The organism is Amycolatopsis nigrescens CSC17Ta-90, from assembly GCF_000384315.1.
Lineage (GTDB): Bacteria > Actinomycetota > Actinomycetes > Mycobacteriales > Pseudonocardiaceae > Amycolatopsis > Amycolatopsis nigrescens.
In genome coordinates this window covers 1490456-1509628 of record NZ_ARVW01000001.1, presented here as the reverse complement: position 1 = coordinate 1509628, position 19173 = coordinate 1490456, and the positions used below count along the sequence as shown (strand labels likewise).

Sequence of the window (19173 nt, the reverse complement as noted above, 5' to 3'; positions counted from 1 at the left end):
CGGCGTGGAAAACGACAAGTCCGGCTTGGACGGTCGGTCAGGTGACTGACTGCGGGCAGCGCTGAAGGGTGCCGGTAGATCGGCGAGACCTACCGGCACCCACCGGTTCAGATCGTCAGTAACGCCTTGATCGGAACCCTGTTGTCGGCCAGCGGGCGCATCGCCATGCGCAGCAGGGCGAGCGAGTTATCGTCGCCGGCGACTCTGTTGGCGCTGAGTGCTTCGCATCGCAGGCACTGATGAATGATCAACCATTCACCGTCCTTCCTTGTGGAAAGGCAGAACGCCGCCATCCTCCCGCGACACCCTGCCTTCCGATCGCCTGGTATCCGTAGATCGACATGCAGACTGGTCAGACACTGAGGGCAGTGGTTCCGATGTGTGGTTCCCGGTGCGTTCATCGGAACGTCGAGCCGGCAACCTGCGCAACGGAAGGAGTTCGCACCTTCGCGTGGGCGCCCGCGGTGTACATCCTTTGGCCGCTGCGGGCGTCTGCTATCCGGTTTTCGTCGAGTCATGTCAGATATCTCCGAAAGTCTCAAGTGGGAAGGGTGGCTGTGCCAGCGGCCGAACGGCCATCCGCACCAGGATGAGCTGGTTGTCGTCCCCGGCGATGGGGTTCGATGTCAGTTCATCGCAGCGAGTGCAGCGATGGATGATCCGCCAGTCGCCAGTGCGCAGTACGGCGATGGAGATGGGCGTCATCCGTGCCAGGCACTCGGTCGGCCGAAAGTCACTGGTCCGGTCGATCGTGTGCCGTGAATGCAGACAACTCGGGCAGTGGTTCCGGAGGTCGCCGCCTGGCGCATGCCTGGTCACCGCGAGCCCGCAGCGTATGCAATCAAAGATCTCGGTCCTGAATTGGGAACTGGTGTCGGCGTTGTGGTTCGACACGAGCGGTACTCCTTGCATAAGTGATGAACACGGCAGGAGTGAAGCGCCGAGCACGACTCGTACTCCGTGCAAGGAGATATGCCGGGGCACCCGGCGGCCAAAGGGGTCGGCTCAGCGGTTGGAAATGCCCACGGCGTTACGAAGCGCGCTCAGCGCTGACCGGGGCATACATCAACCTCTCTAGTGCTCGACGCGGGTTCCCAAACGATGACATGGGTACGTTAGCAAGTGGCGGACGTGCGTCAACCGATTTATCGCGTGCTTGTGACGCTCACGTTGGCGACCGGAAGGGTCGTCAGTGATGCCAGGGCAGTTGGACCGGTTCTGCCGGAACCCGCCCGGCCACGAGATCCCGTAGTAGTGACGCGAGACCGAGCGGATAGATGGTTTCTGTTGTGGTTGCCACGTCGGTCAAGGGCCACCACCGATGCGCCACGATCTGGCTGCGTTCGAGTGCTTCGAAGCCACTGGTGTCCACGTCATGTCGGTCGACGCGGTGCAGGAAGAAACTGTCTTGGAAGATCCCTGTGGCCCAGTCGAAGTCCGCGTGCCCAGAGGTCTCGGCGACGACCGGCCCGAGCGCTTCGGGCAGCACGACGAGCCCGGTCTCTTCGTGCAGTTCACGTGCGGCAGCCTCGTTCAGGGTCTCGCCATCGTTGACTCCGCCACCCGGCGTGAGCCAGAAGTCACCCAGATCAGGCTCGTCCGGCTGCACGTAACTGCGGAAGAGCAGAACGCGGTCAGTGCCATCGATCAGTAGCACTCGCGCCGAGCGGCGCCTGTATGGTTCGGGTGACATCCGCGTATGTTATCTGCGGGCCTGGTCAGGACTCCTCCGGTGTGGTGCCATCCATATCGTCTTTGGGCGGGGCGATAGTAGGTTCCGGGTATGAGGTATACGTTCGCCCAGCGGGTGTGGTGATGGTGAACTCCCCCGTGTCGGGGTTGAGCGTGAAGCTCCAGCCAGGCTGGTCGCGGAGGTAGCGGTGATGCTCGCAGAAGCAGTCCATGATTGAGGCTGCGGCTCTGCCGTCGGTGGCTCGCGGGGTATCGTGATCGTTCTTGTCCTTCTTGACGGGCCGATGGCAGCCGTGCATGCGGCATTCGTTGTCTCGCATCCACATCAGACCATCAGGAGTATCGGATGTTCGGTACTCGGCGCCGCCGATGTTGCGGACGGTACCTGTCACGGGGTCGGTTATTACCTTGTGCCATACGCTCTTGGGGTTGCGCATAATCTCTCTTGCAATGCGAGCAGGGATGGGACCATGACCGACGAGTTCGCAGACTCCGTCCCGGATCTCGAGCGCGGTGTCCAGGGGAACATGGACGAAGATCTGTGCGGCCAGTCCGCCGCCGGTGGACGTGCCGAGCAGCAGGTCGCCGTACACGTCGGCCCGAAGTTGTTCGAGAGTGCGAGTTTCGCCTTTCACGCGTAGAGCACGGGCGAGGGTGTCTATGCGTTGGTACGCGGCGCCGGCCCTGTCGACGCCCAGGTAGCCGGAGAGGGTGGCCATGGCGCCGTCTCCGTGGGTGAGTTCGACCTTGCGCTCCTTCCGTCGCATCTGGGCGCGCTTCGCGTAGCCGTCCGGGTCGATGTGCTGAACAGCGATGCGAGCTAGCCGGCGGATCGTTGCCGGGTCCTTGCCGGCCAGGCGCCCGGCTAGTTTCAAGTCCACAGCACGAGCTTGGGTATCGGTCAAGGGTGCTGTCACCTCGAAGACCTTTCTGGCCTTCAGCAGGTCCACGGTGCCCTTTTCCATCTCCTGCAACACGTTTGGCAGCCGGTCTCGCAGAGCGACCGAAAGTGCGATGAGCGTCTGTGCGGTCTGACGTGAGACACCGAGCTCCGGCGCGAGTTCGTCGGCGACCGATCGATCGCCGGGGCGAAGGTCGTGCAGATGCGCCACTCCGCGAAGCAGGATCGCTTGAGCCTGACAGGTGAACTTCTGGGCTGTAGCGATCACCTCCACGGTGCTGTTGTCGGGCAGCGTCTCGATCTCAGGGCCTGAAACCGCGAAGAACTCGGTTGCCGGCCACGGGTTCCTTCTGAGGTAGTCGATCATTTCCATGAGTTCAATTTACTGCGGAGATTGAGTGCTTCTGAAAATTCGCCGTACGAGATGTACCGTTACTAGCGATTTCTGTAGAAAAATGCCCATTGCTTCGGAATAGCGATGCCCTGAAAGGGTGATTGAGGTGTTGAACTCGTGGTCGGGGTGGCTAGATTCCTAGATCTCGTGAGTGTCCGGTTGCAGGTCGGACGGCCACCACCTTGCGTGATCGCAGGCGGACCGGGTGCAACGCTGGGATCGAGCAGCCAGGTTCCAGGAGCGACCGTCGTGGGTTAGTGTCGGCACACCCGAGATCGTCTCCCGGGTGCGGACAACTTCATACGCTCCTTGGCAGGGGAAGCCGGTCGAATCCCGGCGCTGACCCGCAACCGTGGACGGCGTTCTGACGCCGTGAGCCGGAATGCCTGCTTCGGAACGAGCATCACCCCTCACTGTCGTGGTTCACAGGGCGGGGTCCCGGTGTGCGCCTGCGGACGTCCCGGGACATCGCCCGATGTCCCGGGAAGGCTCGATCAATGACCACCGAGATGACCAGACGTCGGCTGCTGGCCGGTGCGGCCGGTCTCGCTGTTCTGGCGCCGCTGGCCGCGTGCGGGGCCAGCGGGCAGTCAGGTACTGGAGGACGGCTGCGAGTGGCGTTCGGAGCGGGCGGGTCGAAGGAGACCTTGGACCCGCATACCGGTTCGCTGTTCGTGAACCAGGCAAGAGCCAAAGCGCTGTTCGACACGCTCGTGGCCTACCAGGACGACATGTCGGTCAGTCCGCGGTTGGCGGAGTCGTGGGAGAGCGACGTGGCGGGACTTCGGTGGCGGATTCGATTACGGCAAGCGACCTTTCACGATGGTCGACCGGTGACTGCCGAGGACGTGCTGTACAGCTTGCGCCGCGTCGCCGACCCGGCGACGGCGTCGCCTTCACGTCAATACTTTGTGAAGGTGGACTTCGCGGCCAGCAGGTCGGTTTCCCCGACCGAGCTGGAGCTGGTCCTGACCGCGCCGGATTTCGAGTTTCCCAGTGGGTGGGGTGCTCCGATGACCGAGATCGTGCCGGCCGGGACCACGGATTTCAGTAATCCCGTGGGGTCCGGCCCATTCCAGTTCGTCTCCTTCAATCCGGGAGGGCCGGCCGTCTTCCGGCGCTTCGACGGCCACTGGGCCGGTGCGCCGAGCTTGAGCGAGCTGGAGTTCGTGCCGATCAACGAGGAGCCGGCACGGGTCAATGCCCTCCTCTCCGGGCAGGTCGACTACGCACACGACGTCGCGGCCAACTCGGCGGCCAGGTTGTCCACGGACAGCCGGGTGTCAGTGCTGTCCGCTGAACGGACCACCATGCAGGCGGTAGTGTTGAGGCTGAGTCAACCGCCGTTCGCCGACCCGAGACTGGTGCAGGCCTTCCTGTCCGGCGTGGACCGGGAAGCGTTGGTCGGGGTCGCATTGTCAGGGCGGGGAGAGGTCGGCAACGACTTGTTCGGCCTTGGCCTGCATGGTTACCCGGCGGACATCGCCCAACGGCCGAGGGATGTCGACCGTGCTCGCGCGCTGGTCAGAGACGCTGGTGCGGAAGGGGTCACCTTCGCGCTGGAGACCAGTGGGCTTGATCCCGCCTTCGAGTCGGCGGCGACACTGATCGCTCAGCAGCTCAAGGAAATCGGTTTCACGGTCACTCCGAACACGCGTGCGGCCAGTACGTACTTCAACGAGATCACGACAAAGGGCGTCGCCGCGCACACCCGCACCGCGACCCTGCCACTGCCCACTTTTCTCAACCAGCGCTTCCGCAGCGGCGTGTCCACCAACATCAACGGTTTCGCTTCGGCGGAGTTCGATGGGTTGATGGATCAGGTCGCGGCCACTCGCGACGAGCAGCAACGGTTGCAGTTGCTCGGGCAGGCGCAGCGGATCGTGCATGACACCGGCGGCATGCTCGTGTGGGGTTTCAGCAACTGGAATGTCGCAATTTCGGGCAGAGTGGAAGGGTTGCGAGCGGCACCACCGAACTCCTTCGACTGGGCTCGTTTCGACCGGACGCGGCTCCGCTGAAGTGTTGCGTTTCGTACTGATCCGAGCTGCCGTTGCGGCGGTACAGGGCGTCGCAGTTCTGGTGGCCGCGTTCGGGCTTACCGCACTGCTTCCCGGTGATGCCGCGGTGGTCGTCCTCGGTGAGCAGGCGACACCCGAGCAGATCGAAGTGGTCCGGCATCAGCTCGGTCTCGACCAGCCACTGGTCGATCGGTTTCTGGGCTGGTCCGGCAAGCTGTTCTCGGGTGACCTGGGAAACTCGTTGGTGACCGGTCTGCCCGTGACCGATGAGATCGGACGCAGGTTCGCGTCGACGGCCCTGCTCGCAGGGGTCACCTTGCTTGTGCTTCTGCCGCTGGCGTTCTCTCTCGGCTTGGCGAGCGGGCTACGTGAAGGATCGCGTACGGATCGGGCGCTCAACGTTGTCACGATCCTGCTGCACTCCATGCCGGAGTTCGTGCTCGGGCTCCTGCTGCTTGCTGGTTTGTCCGTCTACTTCGGACTGCTTCCGGCCACCGCTGCCGGTGCGTCCGGGCTTGCGCTGCTGGGCCGGCCGGCTGTCTTGGTGTTACCGGTCATTGTGCTGGTCAGCAGGCAGCTGTGCGATCTGGCCAGGCAGATTCGGATCGGGGTTGCGGAGCACACGGTTGGTGAGCCGGCCAGCCACCTGCGGCTACTCGGGCTGGGGGAGCGCATGGTGGTATTGCGGCACGTGTTGCCGAACGCGCTGGCGCCGATCGTTCAGCAGCTGGCGCGCAGCGTCGAAGGGCTACTCGGCGGCGCGGTGATCGTCGAGTCACTGTTCGCGATCAGTGGTCTGGGAACCGGGTTCGTGGAAGCGGTGCAGAATCGCGACATTCCGGCAGTCCAGGGTTACGCCTTGGTGTTCGCCGCGGTGGTGGTCACGGTGAATTTGTGCGCCGACCTCATCTCGTACCGGCTGACGCCTCGCGGGCAGCTGGTCTCGAGATGAAGAAGATACGAGCGTTGCCAGGCTGGGCGTTGCTGGTCGTGCCATTGGTGGTTGCCTTGTTCGGTCCCGTTTTCGCGAGAACGACGGATTCGGTGGCCGGGCCGTTGCAGCAGCCGGACGAGCGGTACCCGTTAGGAACCGATGTGCTCGGCAGGGACGCGCTCGCCTTGGTGCTCGGCGGTGGATTGTCGGTCGTCGGGATGACCGTCGCTGCGCTCCTCCTGGCGTACCTGCTCGGTGTCCCGCTCGGGTTGCTGGCGGCGGGCCATCGACTGCGGATCGTGGATGAAGGAGTAATGCGCCTGCTGGACGTGCTGCTCGCCTTTCCTTCCTTGTTGGTGCTGATGATGCTGGCGGCCACCGGCTGGCGTGGTGCCGGCACGCTGATAGTGGCGACCGCGGTGCTCCAAGTACCCGCGATCACCAGGATCGTGCGCTCGGCCGCACTTGTGCCGGGCTGCCGCATCGCGGTCGAAGCGTTGCGCATGCAGGGGCAGCCCTGGTGGCGGATCCAGGTCGGTTATGTGGCGCGTTCGGTTCTCGGGCCGGTGGTGACGGACTTCGGGAGCAGGCTCGGCCTTGTGCTGTACCTGCTCGCATCGGCGAACTTTCTCGGCCTCGGGCTGCCGTCGTCGTCGGCGGACTGGGCGGTGGTGATCGAACGCAACGGTTCGGTGCTGTTCTCCCAACCTGTTGTGGTGCTCGTGCCCGCCGCGTTGCTGATGGCGCTGTGCGTGGGCACGAACCTTGCCGCAGACAGGCTGCTCGGTCGTTCCCGGGAGCGCCGATGATGCCCTTGCTGGAGATCGAAGGGCTGTCCGCGAAGGTGGGCGAGCAGGTGCTGCTTGACGGCATCTCCTGCGCGTTGTCGGCAGGATCGGTGTTCGCGGTCGTCGGCAGTTCCGGCAGTGGGAAGACGACCCTCGGGCTGGCCGCGCTCGGCCAGCCCAAGCCCGGTGTGCGGCTGACCGGCGCTGTACGGCTCGACGGGCACGACCTGCTCGGGGTCACGGATGCGCGGCGACGGGAGATCCGGGCCGGGGTCGTCGGGCACCTGCCGCAGCATCCTGCCGCGGTGCTCGATCCAGTACGCCGTTGCGGGCGTGTCCTCACTGAGCTGGCCGGGCTGCGTCATGTCGGCCGTGCGGGGCGAGCGGAAGCGGCTGCTGTCGCGTTACGTACCGCCGGACTGTCCGACCCGCGGCACTGGCGGCGCTATCCGCACCAGCTTTCCGGCGGTCAGCAACAGCGTATGGCTCTGGCAACCACGCTGGTCACCCAACCGCGACTGTTGGTGCTCGACGAGCCGACGACAGGGCTGGATCCGATCGGTTCGGCGGCCCTGATCGATCGGCTTCGGGTGCTGGTGGCGAGTGGTACCGCATTGCTGCTCCTGACCCACGACTTGCCGCTGGTCCGAGCGCTGGCCGCGGATTGTGCGGTGCTCGACAAGGGCCGGATGGTAGAACAGGGGCCGGTAGCCGAGGTCCTTGGTGCACCGCGGCACGTTCGTACGCAGGCGTTGGTGGCGGCCGAGCCCCAGTTGCCAGAAGGTGCTTCGTCGGGTGCTGTGGCGGCTGATCGCGACACTTTGGTGACCAGAGGGCTGAGCGTACGTGCGGGCAGGATCAGGTTGATCGACGAGGTCAGCGTCCGTTTTCCGGGCGGAAGCAGGACCGCGTTGGTCGGGGCGTCCGGTGCCGGCAAGACCACGTTCGGCCGGGCGCTGGCGGGGCTTACCGTGGCCGGCGCAGGCACGCTCGAGCTTGACGGACAGCCCTTGCCGGCGGCGCTCGCCAAGCGTTCGCGCGAACAGTTGCGGGCGGTGCAATACGTGCACCAGGACAGTCGGGCTTCCTTTGACGAGTTTCACGAAGTGCTCGGTCAGGTCGCCGCCACCGGGTGCCGTTTGCGTGGCCTGCCGAAAGCCGAGGCGAGGGCTGAGGCACTGGACCTTCTGGCCGAGCTCGGTCTGGACGCAGACACGGTCACCCGCAAGCCCGGTGAGTTGTCCGGGGGACAACTTCAACGATGTGCGCTTGCGCGCGGGTTGATGGCGAGACCACGGTTGCTTGTGTGTGACGAGGTGACTTCGGCCCTGGACACGGTGAACCAGGCGGCGCTGTTGACCGTCCTGGTGGCCGCCGCAGTTGAGACCGGAAGCGCGTTGGTGATGATCAGCCACGATCTGGCCGCGTTGCTCCCCGTGGTTGACCGTGTGGTGGTGCTGGAAAACGGTCGGTGTGTTGAACAGGCCGACGTCGAGCGGTTCCTGCACGCGCCGGCGTCTCGTGTCGCGGCCGAACTGGTGCGCGCGATGCGAGACCAGGTGTGACCGAAGAGCGCGCCGTTTTCGAACCAGGTCAGGACGATCTGCGGGGTCGCTTCCGCGTTCGCTTGAGCTTGCCCAGGTCCATCTCCGATTTGTGCACGAGCCGGCGCATCGCGCTTTCCGCCTCGTTCGGGTCGCGGGCGGCGATTGCGTCGTACACCTCCTGATGGCTGGGTGTCGGATCGTCCGATGGGTCCGCGGTGTGGACGAGCTGATCCCGTGCGGCCAGGCCGATTGCGATCACCCGTTCGATCCGCACCAGGAAGTCGTTGTGCGTGGCGGCCAGCAGCAGCCGGTGGAACTCGAGGTCGGCGTTGACCATTTCGGCGGTGTCACGGCCGGCATCGGCCATCCGCCGCAGCGCTTTGCCGAGAGCGGCGAGATCGGTTGCTGTGGCGCGTTCCGCGGCGATCCGTGCGGCCGCCGGCTCGACCACCGTTCGTACTTCGGTCAGTTCGTCGAGCAAGTCCGGATCGGTGGGGCCGGTGGCCTGCCAACGCATCACGTCGGCATCGAGCTTGTTCCACGCGGTGCGGGGCTGCACGAAGGTGCCGCGTTTCTGCCGTGCGTCGATCATGCCCTTGGCGGTGAGCACCTTCAGCGCTTCGCGCAGGGCGGTCAGGCTGACGTCGAGTTCTTCACAAAGTGCTGGCAGGTCGAGAATCGAGCCCTCGGGGAGCTCGTCGGAAAGAATGCGGTTCGCCAGCTCTTCGACGGTTTGGCCGTGCACGCCTCGCGGCCTGGTCTGGCTCAAGGTTCGGGCCTCGCGTTTCTGGAGTCGCCGACGGGGCTGGCGACTCAGGGTAGTGCGTCCGGCGGCCCGGATAGTAATTTATGAATATATATCCAGGTGGCTGCGTCAGGCCGTGAGGCGCTCGCCGCCCTCAGGGTTGAACGCGTGCACCTGGTCCGGGTCGCGGAGGGTGATCCGGATGGACTCACCGAAGGCAGGCGTGCCGTGCGACTCGGTGCGTACGATGAACCGCTCGTGGGCGCCGCCCACGTCCACCTTGCCGTATACGTAGGCGTCCGAGCCGAGCACCTCCACCAGCTCCACCTGCATTTCCATCGCCGGTTCGTCCGCACCGGCGGCTCGCAGCGACTCCGGTCGAAGGCCGAGAGTGACCTCTTTCAGCCCGGCGTCGGAAGCCGCGGTGAGGAGGTTTCGACGCAGCGGCACGGTGAGTCCGTCGAGTTTTCCGCCCTCGGCGGTCAGTGGCACGGTCGTGAGGTTCATCGCGGGGGAACCGATGAACCCTGCCACGAACAGGTTGCCCGGGGCGTCGTAGAGCCGGCGCGGGGTGTCGACCTGCTGGAGCACGCCGTCCTTGAGCACCGCCACCCGGTGGCCCATGGTCATCGCCTCGATCTGGTCGTGCGTGACGTAGACCGTGGTGGTGCCGAGCCTGGCCTGCAACGAGGTGATGTTGGCGCGGGTCTCCACCCGCAGCTTGGCGTCCAGGTTGGACAGTGGCTCGTCCATCAGGAACACCGCGGGTTCGCGGACGATCGCGCGGCCCATGGCGACACGCTGGCGCTGACCGCCGGAGAGCGCCTTCGGCTTGCGGTCGAGGTACTGGGTGAGGTCGAGCAGCCGGGCGGCCTCGGCCACCTTGCTCTGGATCTCGGACTTGCTGACCCGTTGGATCTTCAAAGCGAAGCCCATGTTTTCGGCGACGGTCATGTGCGGGTACAGCGCGTAGGACTGGAACACCATGGCGATGTCGCGGTTCTTCGGCGACACGTCGGTGACGTCCTTGCCACCGATGGAGATCGAGCCTTCGTCCACGTCCTCCAGGCCGGCCAGCATGCGCAGCGCGGTGGACTTGCCGGAACCGGACGGGCCGACCAGGACCAGGAACTCGCCGTCGGGAATGTCCAGGCTGAGCCCGTCCACGGCGCGAACCGGGGGGTTGCCGGGAAACACTCGGGCGGCGTCGCGGAAGGAGACCTCTGCCATGATTTCGGTGTTCCTCTCTCAGCACGTTCCAGACCGGGCTCTTTCTAGCGGCCGGTTGATCAGCAGGGACAGGGTTTGATTGTCCAGTGGACGAACTAATTCACGTAGAGTGTGCTGATGGACGTGGATCGGCCGGTCGGTCAGGCGCAGCAGCACCGGCACAACCTGGCGCTGGTGATGCGGCTGGCCGCGCGTTCGGCACCGGTGTCCCGGGCGCGGCTCGCGGCGGACAGCGGGCTGACCAAGTCGACCGTTACCCAGCTGGTCGGTGAGCTGCTCGAGGCCGGGCTGCTGCGCGATATCGGTATCGCCAGGGCTTCCGGCGCGGGGCGTCCGTCGAACCTGCTGGTGCCGGATTCGCTCGGTCCGCTCGGGCTCGGTGTGCAGATCGAGATGGACCATGTCGCCGGCTGCCTGATGGATCTCACCGGTCGTGTTCGTGGGCGGATGGTCCATCGGTGCGACAACCGCGGCTCCGGGCCGGATGAGGCCGCGCGGGCGGCTCAGCCGGTGTTGCGGCGTCTGCTCGACGACGCGAGCAGTACGGGCAATCCGGTCGCCGGGGTGATGGCGGGCCTGCCGGCCACGGTCCGGGGGCAGCAAGTGATCCGGTCGTCGGTGTTCGACTGGACCGACGTGGCGATGACGGTGCTGGTGCGTGACCGGCTCGCGGCCATGGGAGCCGGCGGAATCCCGGTGGACCTGGGCAACGACCTGAACCTGGTGGCGGCAGCCGAGGCGCGGGCACGGGGGAGTGCGGAGGCCGCGAACCTTCTCTATGTCGGCGGGGAGCTCGGTGTCGGTGCGGGGATTGTGCTCAACGGGGCCGTCCACAGGGGAGCGAACGGCGAAGCGGGTGAACTCGGGCATGTCCCGATCGAGCCCGGGGGTGATCGGTGTGCCTGCGGAGCGGCCGGTTGCCTGGACACGGTCGCCGGGCAGGAGGCGATGCTGCGGGCGGCCGGCCTCGAGCCGATGGTGCGGACCCGGCTGGTCGGCGGCACCGGGCCGCTGCCCGCACTGGTCCGTTCCGGTGAGAAGCGTGCGGTGGCCGCCGCCCGCCGAGCCGGGCGGGGGCTGGGCGCCGCGCTCGGGTCACTGGTGGCAGCCCTGGATCCGGCCGCGGTCGTGCTCGGTGGCCGGTTCGCCGACTTCGGGCCGGATTTCCTGGACATGGTGGCGGAGTCGCTGCCCGGATCCGGTCGTGTCGGATTATTGAGCATCTCCAAACTGCCGCCGGATGCGGTCGCGCGGGCCGCGGCGGGCGCGGTGGTGCGCGGTCTGGTGGAGGATCCCTGGCGCTGGCTCGCTCAGTAGGCCGGGGCGGCGGCCACGCAGGTCGGCGAACCCACCGGATAGCGGATGAGTGCCCCGGGCCGGGTCAGTTCGAACGACACGACCTCGTTGTCGCCCTGCGCGGCCACGTAACACCGGTCGCCCAGCACGGTGAAATGCCGGGGTCCGGCGCCACTCGGATGGTCCGCGACCGGTCGCGGTGCCGTGCCGTCGAAGGCGAAAGCGGTCACGCAGTCGGGGCCTCGGTTGGACAGCAGTAGCCCGCCGTCGGGAGCGGGTTCGAGGTGCGCGGCCAAATTTCCGACATCGGCCTTCGCGGATGTGGTGGCGTCCGCCGTGTCGGTCACGGTGAAGGTGCCGGCCGGCTCTTCCCGCACGGTGAGCAGGTTTCCGGCAAGTTCACCGACCACATAGGCGGCGCCGGTGCCGGAGTGGCGGACGAGCTGCCGCGGCCCGGTGCCCGGCGGCAGGGCCGAAACCGCCAGCGGGGTCAGTGTGCCCGTCGTGGAGAGCCGGTAGCTGCGGATCTCATCGGTGCCGAGGTCGACCGCGCTGACGATGGGCGCGCCGCTCTCATCGATGCCCGGTACGGCCATGTGCACGTGTGCGGCCTCCTGGCGGTCGTGGACCGGTCCGGTACCGGTGTGCCGGGCAAGGTCGGTGCGCCCGGTGACCAGGCCGTCGCCGTCCAGCGCGAACACCGCGAGGCTGCCGCCCCGGTAGTTGGCGCACAGCAGGAACCGGCCATCCGGGGTGACCGCGAGATGGCAGGGCGACGCGCCGCCGGTCGGTGTGCTGCCGACCGCGGTCAGCCTCGCGTTCTCGCCGAGCCTTAGCGCGGTCACCGCACCTTCTTCGGTCTCGTTCGCCGCGTAGAGCACGGGCACCGACGGGTGCCAGGTCAGCCAGGACGGCGAGGGCAGCGCCAGTTCGCCGGCCAGGCTGAGCGAGCCGGTGGCGGGGTCCTGCCAGAACGTCGTGATCCCGGCGCCGGTGCCACCGGCCTCCGCGGTGTACGAACCGACGCAGACCATTCGGCGCACGGTGCTCCCGGATTCAGTCATGGTCCACACCTACCAGTTTCGCGTGCACCGTACACCTGAAATCATAATTTAGTATTTATTATTGACACTGGCTTTGGCCACCGGGCAAGCTGCGGCGGGCTTTCCCGTCCGGGGCTGAGAGGGCAGGCTTCTTCCAGGCCGCGATCATCTGAACGACAAGGGAGGCGGCAGGTGGCAGAGCAGCCGATGCGGTGCGCGGTGGTGTCCGGTGCCGCGGCGGGGATCGGGGCCGCGACCGCCAGGCGGCTCGTCCGTGACGGGTACCGGGTGGTCGCGGTGGATGTGGCCGAAACGGCGGAAACCGTCGACGGGGTGCACGCCGTGGTCGGGGATGTCGCCGACGAAGCCACCTGGAGCGCGGCCGTCGGGCTCGCGCAACGGCTTGCGGGCGGGGTCGACGCGCTGGTCAGCAACGCGTACACGGCCACGGTGAAACCGCTGCACGAGATGGACCGCGTGGAGTGGACGCGGCAGCTCGAGGTGAACCTCACCGGCGCCTACCTCGGTGTCCGCGCCTGCCTGCCGTCGCTGCGCGCGCGAGCCGGGTCGGTCGTGCTCGTCTCGTCCGTGCACGCGCTGTTCGGGCTGCCGGGGCATCCGGCCTATGCCGCGACGAAGGGCGCGCTGGTCTCGCTCACCAGGCAGCTCGCGGTGGAGTACGGGCCGCGGGTGCGGGTGAACAGCGTGCTGCCGGGCCCGGTGCTCACCCAGGCCTGGGACCGGGTCGGCGAGGCCGACCGGGCACGCAGCGCGGCGGCCACTCCCGCCGGCCGGCTGGGTGACCCGGACGAGGTCGCGTCCGCGGTCGCCTTTCTCGTCTCGCCGGAAGCGTCCTTTGTGTCCGGTGCCGAACTGGTCGTCGACGGCGGCTGGTCGGCCGCCAAGGATTCCGCATGAGGGAGCGAGTATGAAGATCACCGGGATTGAAACCTTTCTTGTCCCGCCGCGCTGGCTCTTCCTCAAGGTCAGCACGGACGAAGGAGTCAGCGGCTGGGGTGAGCCGGTGGTCGAGGGGCGGGCGGAGTCCGTGCGGGCCGCGGTGCACGAGCTGGCCGAGTTGGTCATCGGGCAGGACCCGCTGCGCATCGAGGACCACTGGCAGGTGCTGCGGCGCGCCGGCTTCTACCGTGGTGGTCCGGTGCTATCCAGCGCGCTGGCCGGGTTCGACCACGCGTTGTGGGACATCACCGGCAAGGTGCGGGGTGCGCCGGTGCACGAACTGCTCGGCGGCCCTGTCCGCGACCGGGTGCGGGTGTACTCGTGGGTCGGCGGCGACCGGCCGTCGAACGTCGGCGAGGCGGTGACCAGGCAGGTCGAGGCCGGGTTCACCGCGGTGAAGATGAACGTGGCCGGCCCGATGAACGCGATCGCGTCGCCTGCCGAAGCGGATGCCGCGCTGGGCAGGGCGAGGGAGGCGCGGGCGGCGCTGGGGCCGCATCGTGACCTGGCGATCGACTTCCACGGCCGGGTGTCACCGGCGATGGCGCGGCGGCTGGTGCGGATGCTCGAAGAGGTCCAGCCGATGTTCGTCGAGGAGCCGGTGCTGCCGGAGATCCAGGGCGGTGCGCTGGCCGCGGTGGTGGCGGCCAGTACGGTGCCGATCGCGGTGGGGGAGCGGCTCTACTCGCGCTGGGACGTCAAGCCGGCGCTGGACGCCGGGGTCGCGGTGCTCCAGCCGGATCCTTCGCACGCCGGCGGAATCTCGGAGCTCCGGCGGATCGGCGCGCTCGCCGAGGTGTACGGGGCGAGCATCGCGCCGCACTGCCCGCTCGGGCCGATCTCGCTCGCGGCGAGTCTCCAGATCGCCTTCGCCACACCGAACTTCCTGATCCAGGAACAGAGCCTGGGCATGCACTACCACGGCGGCGGCACCGAACTGGTGCATTACCTGGCCGACCCGGGCCCGTTCGAATTTTTCGACGGCCACCTGCGGCGGCCGACCGGACACGGCCTCGGGATCGAAATCGACGAAAAAGCGGTGCGGGCGGCGGCGGAGACCGGGCACCGCTGGCGCAACCCGGTGTGGCGGCACGAGGACGGCAGCCTCGCCGAATGGTGAGCGTCCGGGGATGTCGCCGCGGCTGACCCTGCTCAGCTCGGGTTCGTCCGGAAGGGAGTGAGCGCCGGGCCGGTGCCGGTGAGCTTGGCGGCCTGCTCCTCCAGGGTGCTGGAGAATCGGGCCAGCAGGTCGACCAGGGTGTCGCGTTCCTGGGCGGTGAACGCCTCGCCGATCGCGCGTTCCACCTTCACCGCGGCGTCGTCCGCCGTGCCGAGCACCTTGCGGCCGGCCGCGGTGAGCTCGATCTGCTGCGAGTTGAGGTGGTACGGGTCAGGCACCTTGACGATAAGTCCCTTGGCGTCGAGGTTCGCCATGATGGTGGCCATCGTCTGCGGGGTGACCAGTGCGAACCTCGCCAGCGCCGAGGTCGAGGCGCCGGGGTGCTGGGACAGGATGGCCAGCGCGGTGTACTGGGGCACGGTCAGCCCGCTCGGCTTGATGGCCACGTGTTTGACCGCCATCAGCTCCTGCTCGACCCGTTTGACGTGATAGCCCAGTCGGTCTTCAGCACGCATAGTCACACATGAATTTTACCCCTCGCCAGTACTCTCCTTAATTACAGAACTCTGTAACTCTACAGCCCTCCCCGAATCGGATCGAGGACCCATGAGACGTAAGAGCAGAGCCGGGCGAGACACCACGGGCGGCAGCAGCCGTCGCGAGTTCCTGAGCAGAAGCCTGGCCGCAGGCGTGGCCGGGGCCTCCGTGCTCGGGACCGGCGGGGTTGCGCAGGCAGCCCCGGCCCCGGCGCAGGCGCCGTCGGAGACCACCAGGCTCACCCTGCGGGTCAACGGCAGGCCGCGGACCTTCGACGCGGACGTCCGGACCAGCCTGCTGGACGCGCTGCGCGAGAACCTCGGGCTGACCGGCACCAAGAAGGGCTGCAACCAGGGTGCCTGTGGCGCCTGCACGGTGCTGGTGGACGGCAGCCGGATGCTGTCCTGCCTGACGGTGGCCGGGATGTACACCGGCCGGGAGATCACCACCGTCGAAGGACTGGCGACCGGCGACCGGCCGCATCCGGTGCAGCGGGCCTTCGCCGAGCGGGACGGGTTTCAGTGCGGCTTCTGCACCTCGGGCCAGATCGTCTCCGCGGTCGGCTTGCTGTCGGAAAATCCGAAGGTGCCGGACGCGGAGATTCCCGAGCTGATGAGCGGCAACCTGTGCCGCTGCGCGGCCTACCCGAATATCGCCGCCGCGATCGCGGACGCCAGGGGGCGATGAGCGTGCGCCCGTTCCAGCTGAGCAAACCTCGCAGCGTCGCCGAGGCCGTCCGAATTCTCGACCGCGACTCCGGTGCCACCGCCATCGCCGGCGGCACCGACCTGATCACCCTGCTCCGGGACGGGATCGCGACCCCGTCCCGGCTGGTCGATCTCGGCGGGCTCGGCCTCGACCGGGTGGAATGGCTGCCGGACGGCACGGTCCGGATCGGCGCGCTGTGCCGCAACGCGATCGACGACCCCCGGCTGCGGGCGGAGTTCCCGGTGGTCACGCAGGCCCTGCGGGCTGGCGCCTCGCCGCAGATCCGGAACATGGCCACCTTCGGCGGCAACCTGCTGCAACGGGTGCGCTGCACCTACTTCCGGTTGCCGGAGTTCGACTGCAACCGGCGTGCTCCCGGCAGCGGCTGCGCCTCGGCCGAGGGGGACGGTGCACGGCAGGCGATCTTCGGTGCTTCTCCCGCCTGTGTGGCCGTACATCCTTCGGACCTCGCGGTCGCGCTGCAGGCGATGGAGGCCGTGGTGCTGGTGGAGGGCCCGGCCGGCCGGCGACGGATCCCGCTGGACGAGTTCCACCTGCTGCCCGCGGGCACACCGGAGCGGGAGACGGCGCTGCGCAGGGCCGAGCTGATCACCGCCATCGAAATCCCGCGGCGGCCTTTCGGGCGGACTTCGCACTACCTGAAGTTCCGTGACCGCGCGTCCTTCGCCTTCGCGCTGGTGTCGGCCGCGGTGGCGGTCGAAATTTCCGACGGGCTCGTGCGCACGGCCAGGATCGCGCTCGGCGGGGTCGCGGCGAAACCGTGGCGCTGCCCGGCGGCCGAGCGGGCACTGAGCGGGCAGCGGTTCGACGCGGCCGCCATCGCGCTGGCCGCGGACGCCGCCGTCGAGGGTGCGACGCCGAGACCGGACAACACCTACAAGGTCGAACTCGCGCGCCGGGTGGTCCGGCGGGCGCTCACCGAACTGGGGCAGCGATGACCACCGCACGGGACTGGGTCGATCCGATCGGCGCGCCGATCACCAGGGTGGAGGCGGGGGAGAAGGTGACCGGCCGCGCGGTGTACACCGCCGACGTGCGTGCGCCGGGCGCGGCCGTTGCGGTGATGGTCACCAGCGCCGTCCCGGCCGGTCGGGTACGTGCCATCGACAGCTCGCGGGCACTGGGGGTGCGCGGGGTGCTGGCCGTACTCGACCACCTCAACCGTCCACAATGGAAGGGCCGGCCCGGGACGGCGCAGTACAACGCGGAGAACAGGCTGCCGCTCGAAGACGACCGGATCTACTACGGCAACCAGTGCGTCGCGCTGGTCGTCGCGGAAACCCTGGAACTGGCCGAGTACGCGGCCGGGTTGGTGCGCGTCGACTACGAGCGACAGCGGCCGGTGCCCGATCTCGACGCCGGGTTGCCGGCCGCGTACCGACCGAGCGGCCCGTATGTGCAGCGGTTCCCGGTGGAGTACCGGCGCGGTGACCCGGAAGGTGCGCTGGCCGCGGCGCCGGTGCAGGTGGACGCGGAGTACCGGACCGCCAATCTGTCCCACGCGCCGATGGAACCGTCGTCCACCCTGGCGTCCTGGGACGGTGACCGGCTCACCGTGCACGACTCCAGCCAGGCCGTCCAACTGCACAGCCAGGCGGTGGCCGCCGCCTTCGGTCTGCCGGCCGGCAACGTCCGGCTGATCTGCAGCTACCTCGGGGGCGCGTTCGGGAACAAGTCCTTTCTGTGGGCGCACACCCTGCTCGCCCCGCTGGCTGCGCAGGTGGTGCGCAGGCCGGTCCGGCTGACCCTGACCCGCAAGCAGGTGTTCACCGGGACCGGTCACATGCCCGCGACCATCCAGCGGGTCCGGCTCGGCGCCGGCCGGGACGGCAGGCTGAGGGCCACCCTGCACCAGAGCGTCAACCCGACGTCGTGGCTGGACGACCGGCCGGAGCCGACCATCCAGAACACCCCGGCGGTCTACGCGGTGCCCAATGTGGACGCACGCGTCACCGTGACGAAGGTCAGCATCGGCACCTCGACCTCGATGCGCACTCCCGGCGACACCGCCGGTGGGTTCGCGATCGAAAGCGCGATGGACGAACTGGCCTATGCGACCGGTCTCGACCCGCTCGAGCTTCGGCGACGCAACCACGCGGACGCCCATCCACACACCGGGAAACCCTGGGGCGGCAAACGTTTGCTCCGCTGCTACGAGCTCGGTGCTGCCGAGTTCGGCTGGGATCGCCGCACGCCGGAGCCCGGTTCGATGCGGGACGGGGCCGACCTTGTCGGTTACGGGATGGCGTCCGGAATGCGGGGCGAGCACTCGGCGCCGGCCGCGGCGCGGGTGGAGATCAACGCGGACGGGACCGCGGTGGTGTCCACGTCGACCCAGGAGATCGGCGGCGGCTCGCTGACCACGATGGTCCAGGTCGCCGCCTCCGGCCTCGGCATCGGCCACGAACGGGTGCGGATCAGCGCCGGTGACTCCGCCCTGCCCGCCGGCTCGCCCACCTTCGGCTCGCTGACCTCGGGCAGCACCGGCAGCGCGGTCCAGCAGGCGGCGGTGAAGGCCAGGCAGGCCGCGGTCAGGCTGGCCGTGCACGACCCCCGCTCGCCCCTGCACGGCGTTGCCGAGGACGCGGTCGCCGCCGAGCACGGCAGGCTGTTCGTGCGGGACGACCCGGATCGCGGGGAGAGCTACCAGGAACTGTTGCGGCGCAACGGGATCGGCACACTCCGCGAGGAGGGCAGCTACCAGCCCGACGCGAACAGCCCGTACGCGCTGGCCACCTTCGCCGCGCATTTCGTCGAGGTCCGGATCGACGCCGACCTGCCGAGGGTGCGCGTCACCCGGCATGTCGGAGTTTTCGACTGCGGGCGGGTGCTCAACCCGAAAACCGCCCGCAACCAGGCGCAGGGCGGGATCATCTTCGCCATGGGTGGCGCGCTCACCGAGCGGCTGACCCCGGACCCGGTGTCCGGCAGGCTGATCACCCCGGCGCTGACCGACTACCACGTGCCGGTGCACGCCGACGTCGGTGACGTGCGGGCGCTGTTCGTGGACGAGGCCGAGCCGAACGCCCATCCCAACGGTGCCAAGGGACTCGGCGAGGTGGTGGCGGTCGGGGTCGCACCGGCGATCGCGAACGCGGTGTACCACGCGACCGGCAGGCGGGTCCGCGAACTGCCGATCACCCCGGAGAAGCTTCTGTAGCGAGACGCGTTTTCGCGGGACACCGAATTAGCCCGAACGCGGGCGCTCGCGTCACCCGAATGCCGTTTTTCCGGAG

At 67.9% G+C, this 19173-nt stretch carries 18 protein-coding genes and 1 riboswitch; of the genes, 10 read left to right on the top strand and 8 right to left on the bottom strand.

Features of this window, described 5'->3' with window-relative positions; translation table 11 throughout:
• Window positions 1-107 precede the first annotated feature (107 nt).
• From AMYNI_RS0106930 to AMYNI_RS43845, 4 genes are all read right to left on the bottom strand, one after another.
• Complete coding sequence (locus AMYNI_RS0106930; RefSeq protein WP_026360134.1) at window positions 108-518, bottom strand: RNHCP domain-containing protein; 411 nt, start codon at window positions 516-518, stop codon at window positions 108-110.
• Window position 519: 1 nt separating this feature from the next.
• On the bottom strand, window positions 520-894 hold the full coding sequence (locus tag AMYNI_RS0106925; RefSeq protein ID WP_020667263.1) for an RNHCP domain-containing protein: 375 nt from the start codon (window positions 892-894) through the stop codon (window positions 520-522).
• A gap of 295 nt (window positions 895-1189) precedes the next feature.
• Complete coding sequence (locus tag AMYNI_RS0106920) at window positions 1190-1693, bottom strand: NUDIX hydrolase (RefSeq protein ID WP_026360133.1); 504 nt, start codon at window positions 1691-1693, stop codon at window positions 1190-1192.
• A 25-nt stretch (window positions 1694-1718) separates the two neighbouring features.
• Window positions 1719-2966: a DUF222 domain-containing protein gene (locus AMYNI_RS43845; RefSeq protein ID WP_020667261.1), complete on the bottom strand. Its 1248-nt coding sequence runs from the start codon at window positions 2964-2966 to the stop codon at window positions 1719-1721.
• Window positions 2967-3254: 288 nt separating this feature from the next.
• Window positions 3255-3394, top strand: a riboswitch (cobalamin riboswitch).
• A 90-nt stretch (window positions 3395-3484) separates the two neighbouring features.
• Here AMYNI_RS43845 and AMYNI_RS0106910 point away from each other — a divergent pair.
• The 4 genes from AMYNI_RS0106910 to AMYNI_RS0106895 are packed head-to-tail and all read left to right on the top strand — an operon-like array spanning window position 3485 to window position 8295.
• On the top strand, window positions 3485-5008 hold the full coding sequence (locus AMYNI_RS0106910) for an ABC transporter substrate-binding protein (protein WP_040405576.1): 1524 nt from the start codon (window positions 3485-3487) through the stop codon (window positions 5006-5008).
• Between the two features lie 4 nt (window positions 5009-5012).
• A complete protein-coding gene (locus AMYNI_RS0106905; RefSeq protein ID WP_245573886.1) occupies window positions 5013-5960 on the top strand; it encodes an ABC transporter permease in 948 nt (315 codons plus the stop codon).
• Window positions 5957-6751, top strand: coding sequence for an ABC transporter permease (locus AMYNI_RS0106900; protein ID WP_040405571.1), 795 nt, complete (start codon window positions 5957-5959; stop codon window positions 6749-6751). Before AMYNI_RS0106905 ends, AMYNI_RS0106900 begins: the two co-directional genes overlap by 4 nt.
• Complete coding sequence (locus tag AMYNI_RS0106895) at window positions 6748-8295, top strand: ABC transporter ATP-binding protein (RefSeq protein ID WP_020667257.1); 1548 nt, start codon at window positions 6748-6750, stop codon at window positions 8293-8295. Before AMYNI_RS0106900 ends, AMYNI_RS0106895 begins: the two co-directional genes overlap by 4 nt.
• Window positions 8296-8323: 28 nt before the next feature.
• Here the strand turns inward: AMYNI_RS0106895 and AMYNI_RS0106890 are convergent, their stop codons facing one another.
• Window positions 8324-9022 (bottom strand): FadR/GntR family transcriptional regulator, encoded by a 699-nt coding sequence (locus AMYNI_RS0106890; RefSeq protein WP_020667256.1) that lies wholly within the window; start codon window positions 9020-9022, stop codon window positions 8324-8326.
• A gap of 129 nt (window positions 9023-9151) precedes the next feature.
• Window positions 9152-10252, bottom strand: coding sequence for an ABC transporter ATP-binding protein (locus tag AMYNI_RS0106885; protein ID WP_020667255.1), 1101 nt, complete (start codon window positions 10250-10252; stop codon window positions 9152-9154).
• A gap of 117 nt (window positions 10253-10369) precedes the next feature.
• Between AMYNI_RS0106885 and AMYNI_RS0106880 the strand changes: the two genes are divergently transcribed.
• Window positions 10370-11569 (top strand): ROK family protein, encoded by a 1200-nt coding sequence (locus AMYNI_RS0106880; RefSeq protein WP_026360129.1) that lies wholly within the window; start codon window positions 10370-10372, stop codon window positions 11567-11569.
• Here the strand turns inward: AMYNI_RS0106880 and AMYNI_RS0106875 are convergent.
• Window positions 11563-12612, bottom strand: a complete 1050-nt coding sequence (locus AMYNI_RS0106875) for a lactonase family protein (protein WP_026360128.1) — start codon at window positions 12610-12612, stop codon at window positions 11563-11565. The genes AMYNI_RS0106880 and AMYNI_RS0106875 overlap by 7 nt on opposite strands.
• Before the next feature lie 186 nt (window positions 12613-12798).
• On the opposite strand from AMYNI_RS0106875, the gene AMYNI_RS0106870 reads away from it, so the two are divergent.
• Window positions 12799-13509 (top strand): SDR family NAD(P)-dependent oxidoreductase, encoded by a 711-nt coding sequence (locus AMYNI_RS0106870; RefSeq protein ID WP_020667252.1) that lies wholly within the window; start codon window positions 12799-12801, stop codon window positions 13507-13509.
• A gap of 10 nt (window positions 13510-13519) precedes the next feature.
• Window positions 13520-14671: a galactonate dehydratase gene (gene dgoD, locus AMYNI_RS0106865; RefSeq protein ID WP_020667251.1), complete on the top strand. Its 1152-nt coding sequence runs from the start codon at window positions 13520-13522 to the stop codon at window positions 14669-14671.
• A 32-nt stretch (window positions 14672-14703) separates the two neighbouring features.
• Here dgoD and AMYNI_RS43840 read toward each other — a convergent pair whose 3' ends face one another.
• Complete coding sequence (locus AMYNI_RS43840) at window positions 14704-15186, bottom strand: MarR family winged helix-turn-helix transcriptional regulator (RefSeq protein ID WP_020667250.1); 483 nt, start codon at window positions 15184-15186, stop codon at window positions 14704-14706.
• Window positions 15187-15451: 265 nt separating this feature from the next.
• Here AMYNI_RS43840 and AMYNI_RS0106855 point away from each other — a divergent pair, with 265 nt between their 5' ends.
• From AMYNI_RS0106855 to AMYNI_RS0106845, 3 genes are read left to right on the top strand one after another with little or no spacing between them, the layout of a single operon-like run.
• Window positions 15452-15895, top strand: a complete 444-nt coding sequence (locus tag AMYNI_RS0106855; protein WP_245574151.1) for a (2Fe-2S)-binding protein — start codon at window positions 15452-15454, stop codon at window positions 15893-15895.
• Entirely contained in the window at window positions 15892-16875 is a 984-nt protein-coding gene (locus tag AMYNI_RS0106850; RefSeq protein WP_020667248.1) for an FAD binding domain-containing protein, read from the top strand. The genes AMYNI_RS0106855 and AMYNI_RS0106850 overlap by 4 nt, the downstream gene beginning before the upstream one ends.
• On the top strand, window positions 16872-19097 hold the full coding sequence (locus AMYNI_RS0106845; RefSeq protein WP_020667247.1) for a xanthine dehydrogenase family protein molybdopterin-binding subunit: 2226 nt from the start codon (window positions 16872-16874) through the stop codon (window positions 19095-19097). The genes AMYNI_RS0106850 and AMYNI_RS0106845 overlap by 4 nt, the downstream gene beginning before the upstream one ends.
• Window positions 19098-19173: the final 76 nt, after the last annotated feature.

What these genes read in the sequence shown, in the direction of transcription:
- AMYNI_RS0106875 (WP_026360128.1), bottom strand. Translation starts at nt 12,612, where the DNA reads ATGACTGAATCCGGGAGCACCGTGCGCCGAATGGTCTGCGTCGGTTCG.
- AMYNI_RS0106870 (WP_020667252.1), top strand. Translation starts at nt 12,799, where the DNA reads ATGCGGTGCGCGGTGGTGTCCGGTGCCGCGGCGGGGATCGGGGCCGCG.
- AMYNI_RS0106895 (WP_020667257.1), top strand. Translation starts at nt 6,748, where the DNA reads ATGATGCCCTTGCTGGAGATCGAAGGGCTGTCCGCGAAGGTGGGCGAG.
- AMYNI_RS0106900 (WP_040405571.1), top strand. Translation starts at nt 5,957, where the DNA reads ATGAAGAAGATACGAGCGTTGCCAGGCTGGGCGTTGCTGGTCGTGCCA.
- AMYNI_RS43845 (WP_020667261.1), bottom strand. Translation starts at nt 2,966, where the DNA reads ATGGAAATGATCGACTACCTCAGAAGGAACCCGTGGCCGGCAACCGAG.
- AMYNI_RS0106885 (WP_020667255.1), bottom strand. Translation starts at nt 10,252, where the DNA reads ATGGCAGAGGTCTCCTTCCGCGACGCCGCCCGAGTGTTTCCCGGCAAC.
- AMYNI_RS0106850 (WP_020667248.1), top strand. Translation starts at nt 15,892, where the DNA reads ATGAGCGTGCGCCCGTTCCAGCTGAGCAAACCTCGCAGCGTCGCCGAG.
- dgoD (WP_020667251.1), top strand. Translation starts at nt 13,520, where the DNA reads ATGAAGATCACCGGGATTGAAACCTTTCTTGTCCCGCCGCGCTGGCTC.
- AMYNI_RS43840 (WP_020667250.1), bottom strand. Translation starts at nt 15,186, where the DNA reads ATGCGTGCTGAAGACCGACTGGGCTATCACGTCAAACGGGTCGAGCAG.
- AMYNI_RS0106920 (WP_026360133.1), bottom strand. Translation starts at nt 1,693, where the DNA reads ATGTCACCCGAACCATACAGGCGCCGCTCGGCGCGAGTGCTACTGATC.
- AMYNI_RS0106880 (WP_026360129.1), top strand. Translation starts at nt 10,370, where the DNA reads ATGGACGTGGATCGGCCGGTCGGTCAGGCGCAGCAGCACCGGCACAAC.
- AMYNI_RS0106910 (WP_040405576.1), top strand. Translation starts at nt 3,485, where the DNA reads ATGACCACCGAGATGACCAGACGTCGGCTGCTGGCCGGTGCGGCCGGT.
- AMYNI_RS0106845 (WP_020667247.1), top strand. Translation starts at nt 16,872, where the DNA reads ATGACCACCGCACGGGACTGGGTCGATCCGATCGGCGCGCCGATCACC.
- AMYNI_RS0106930 (WP_026360134.1), bottom strand. Translation starts at nt 518, where the DNA reads ATGACTCGACGAAAACCGGATAGCAGACGCCCGCAGCGGCCAAAGGAT.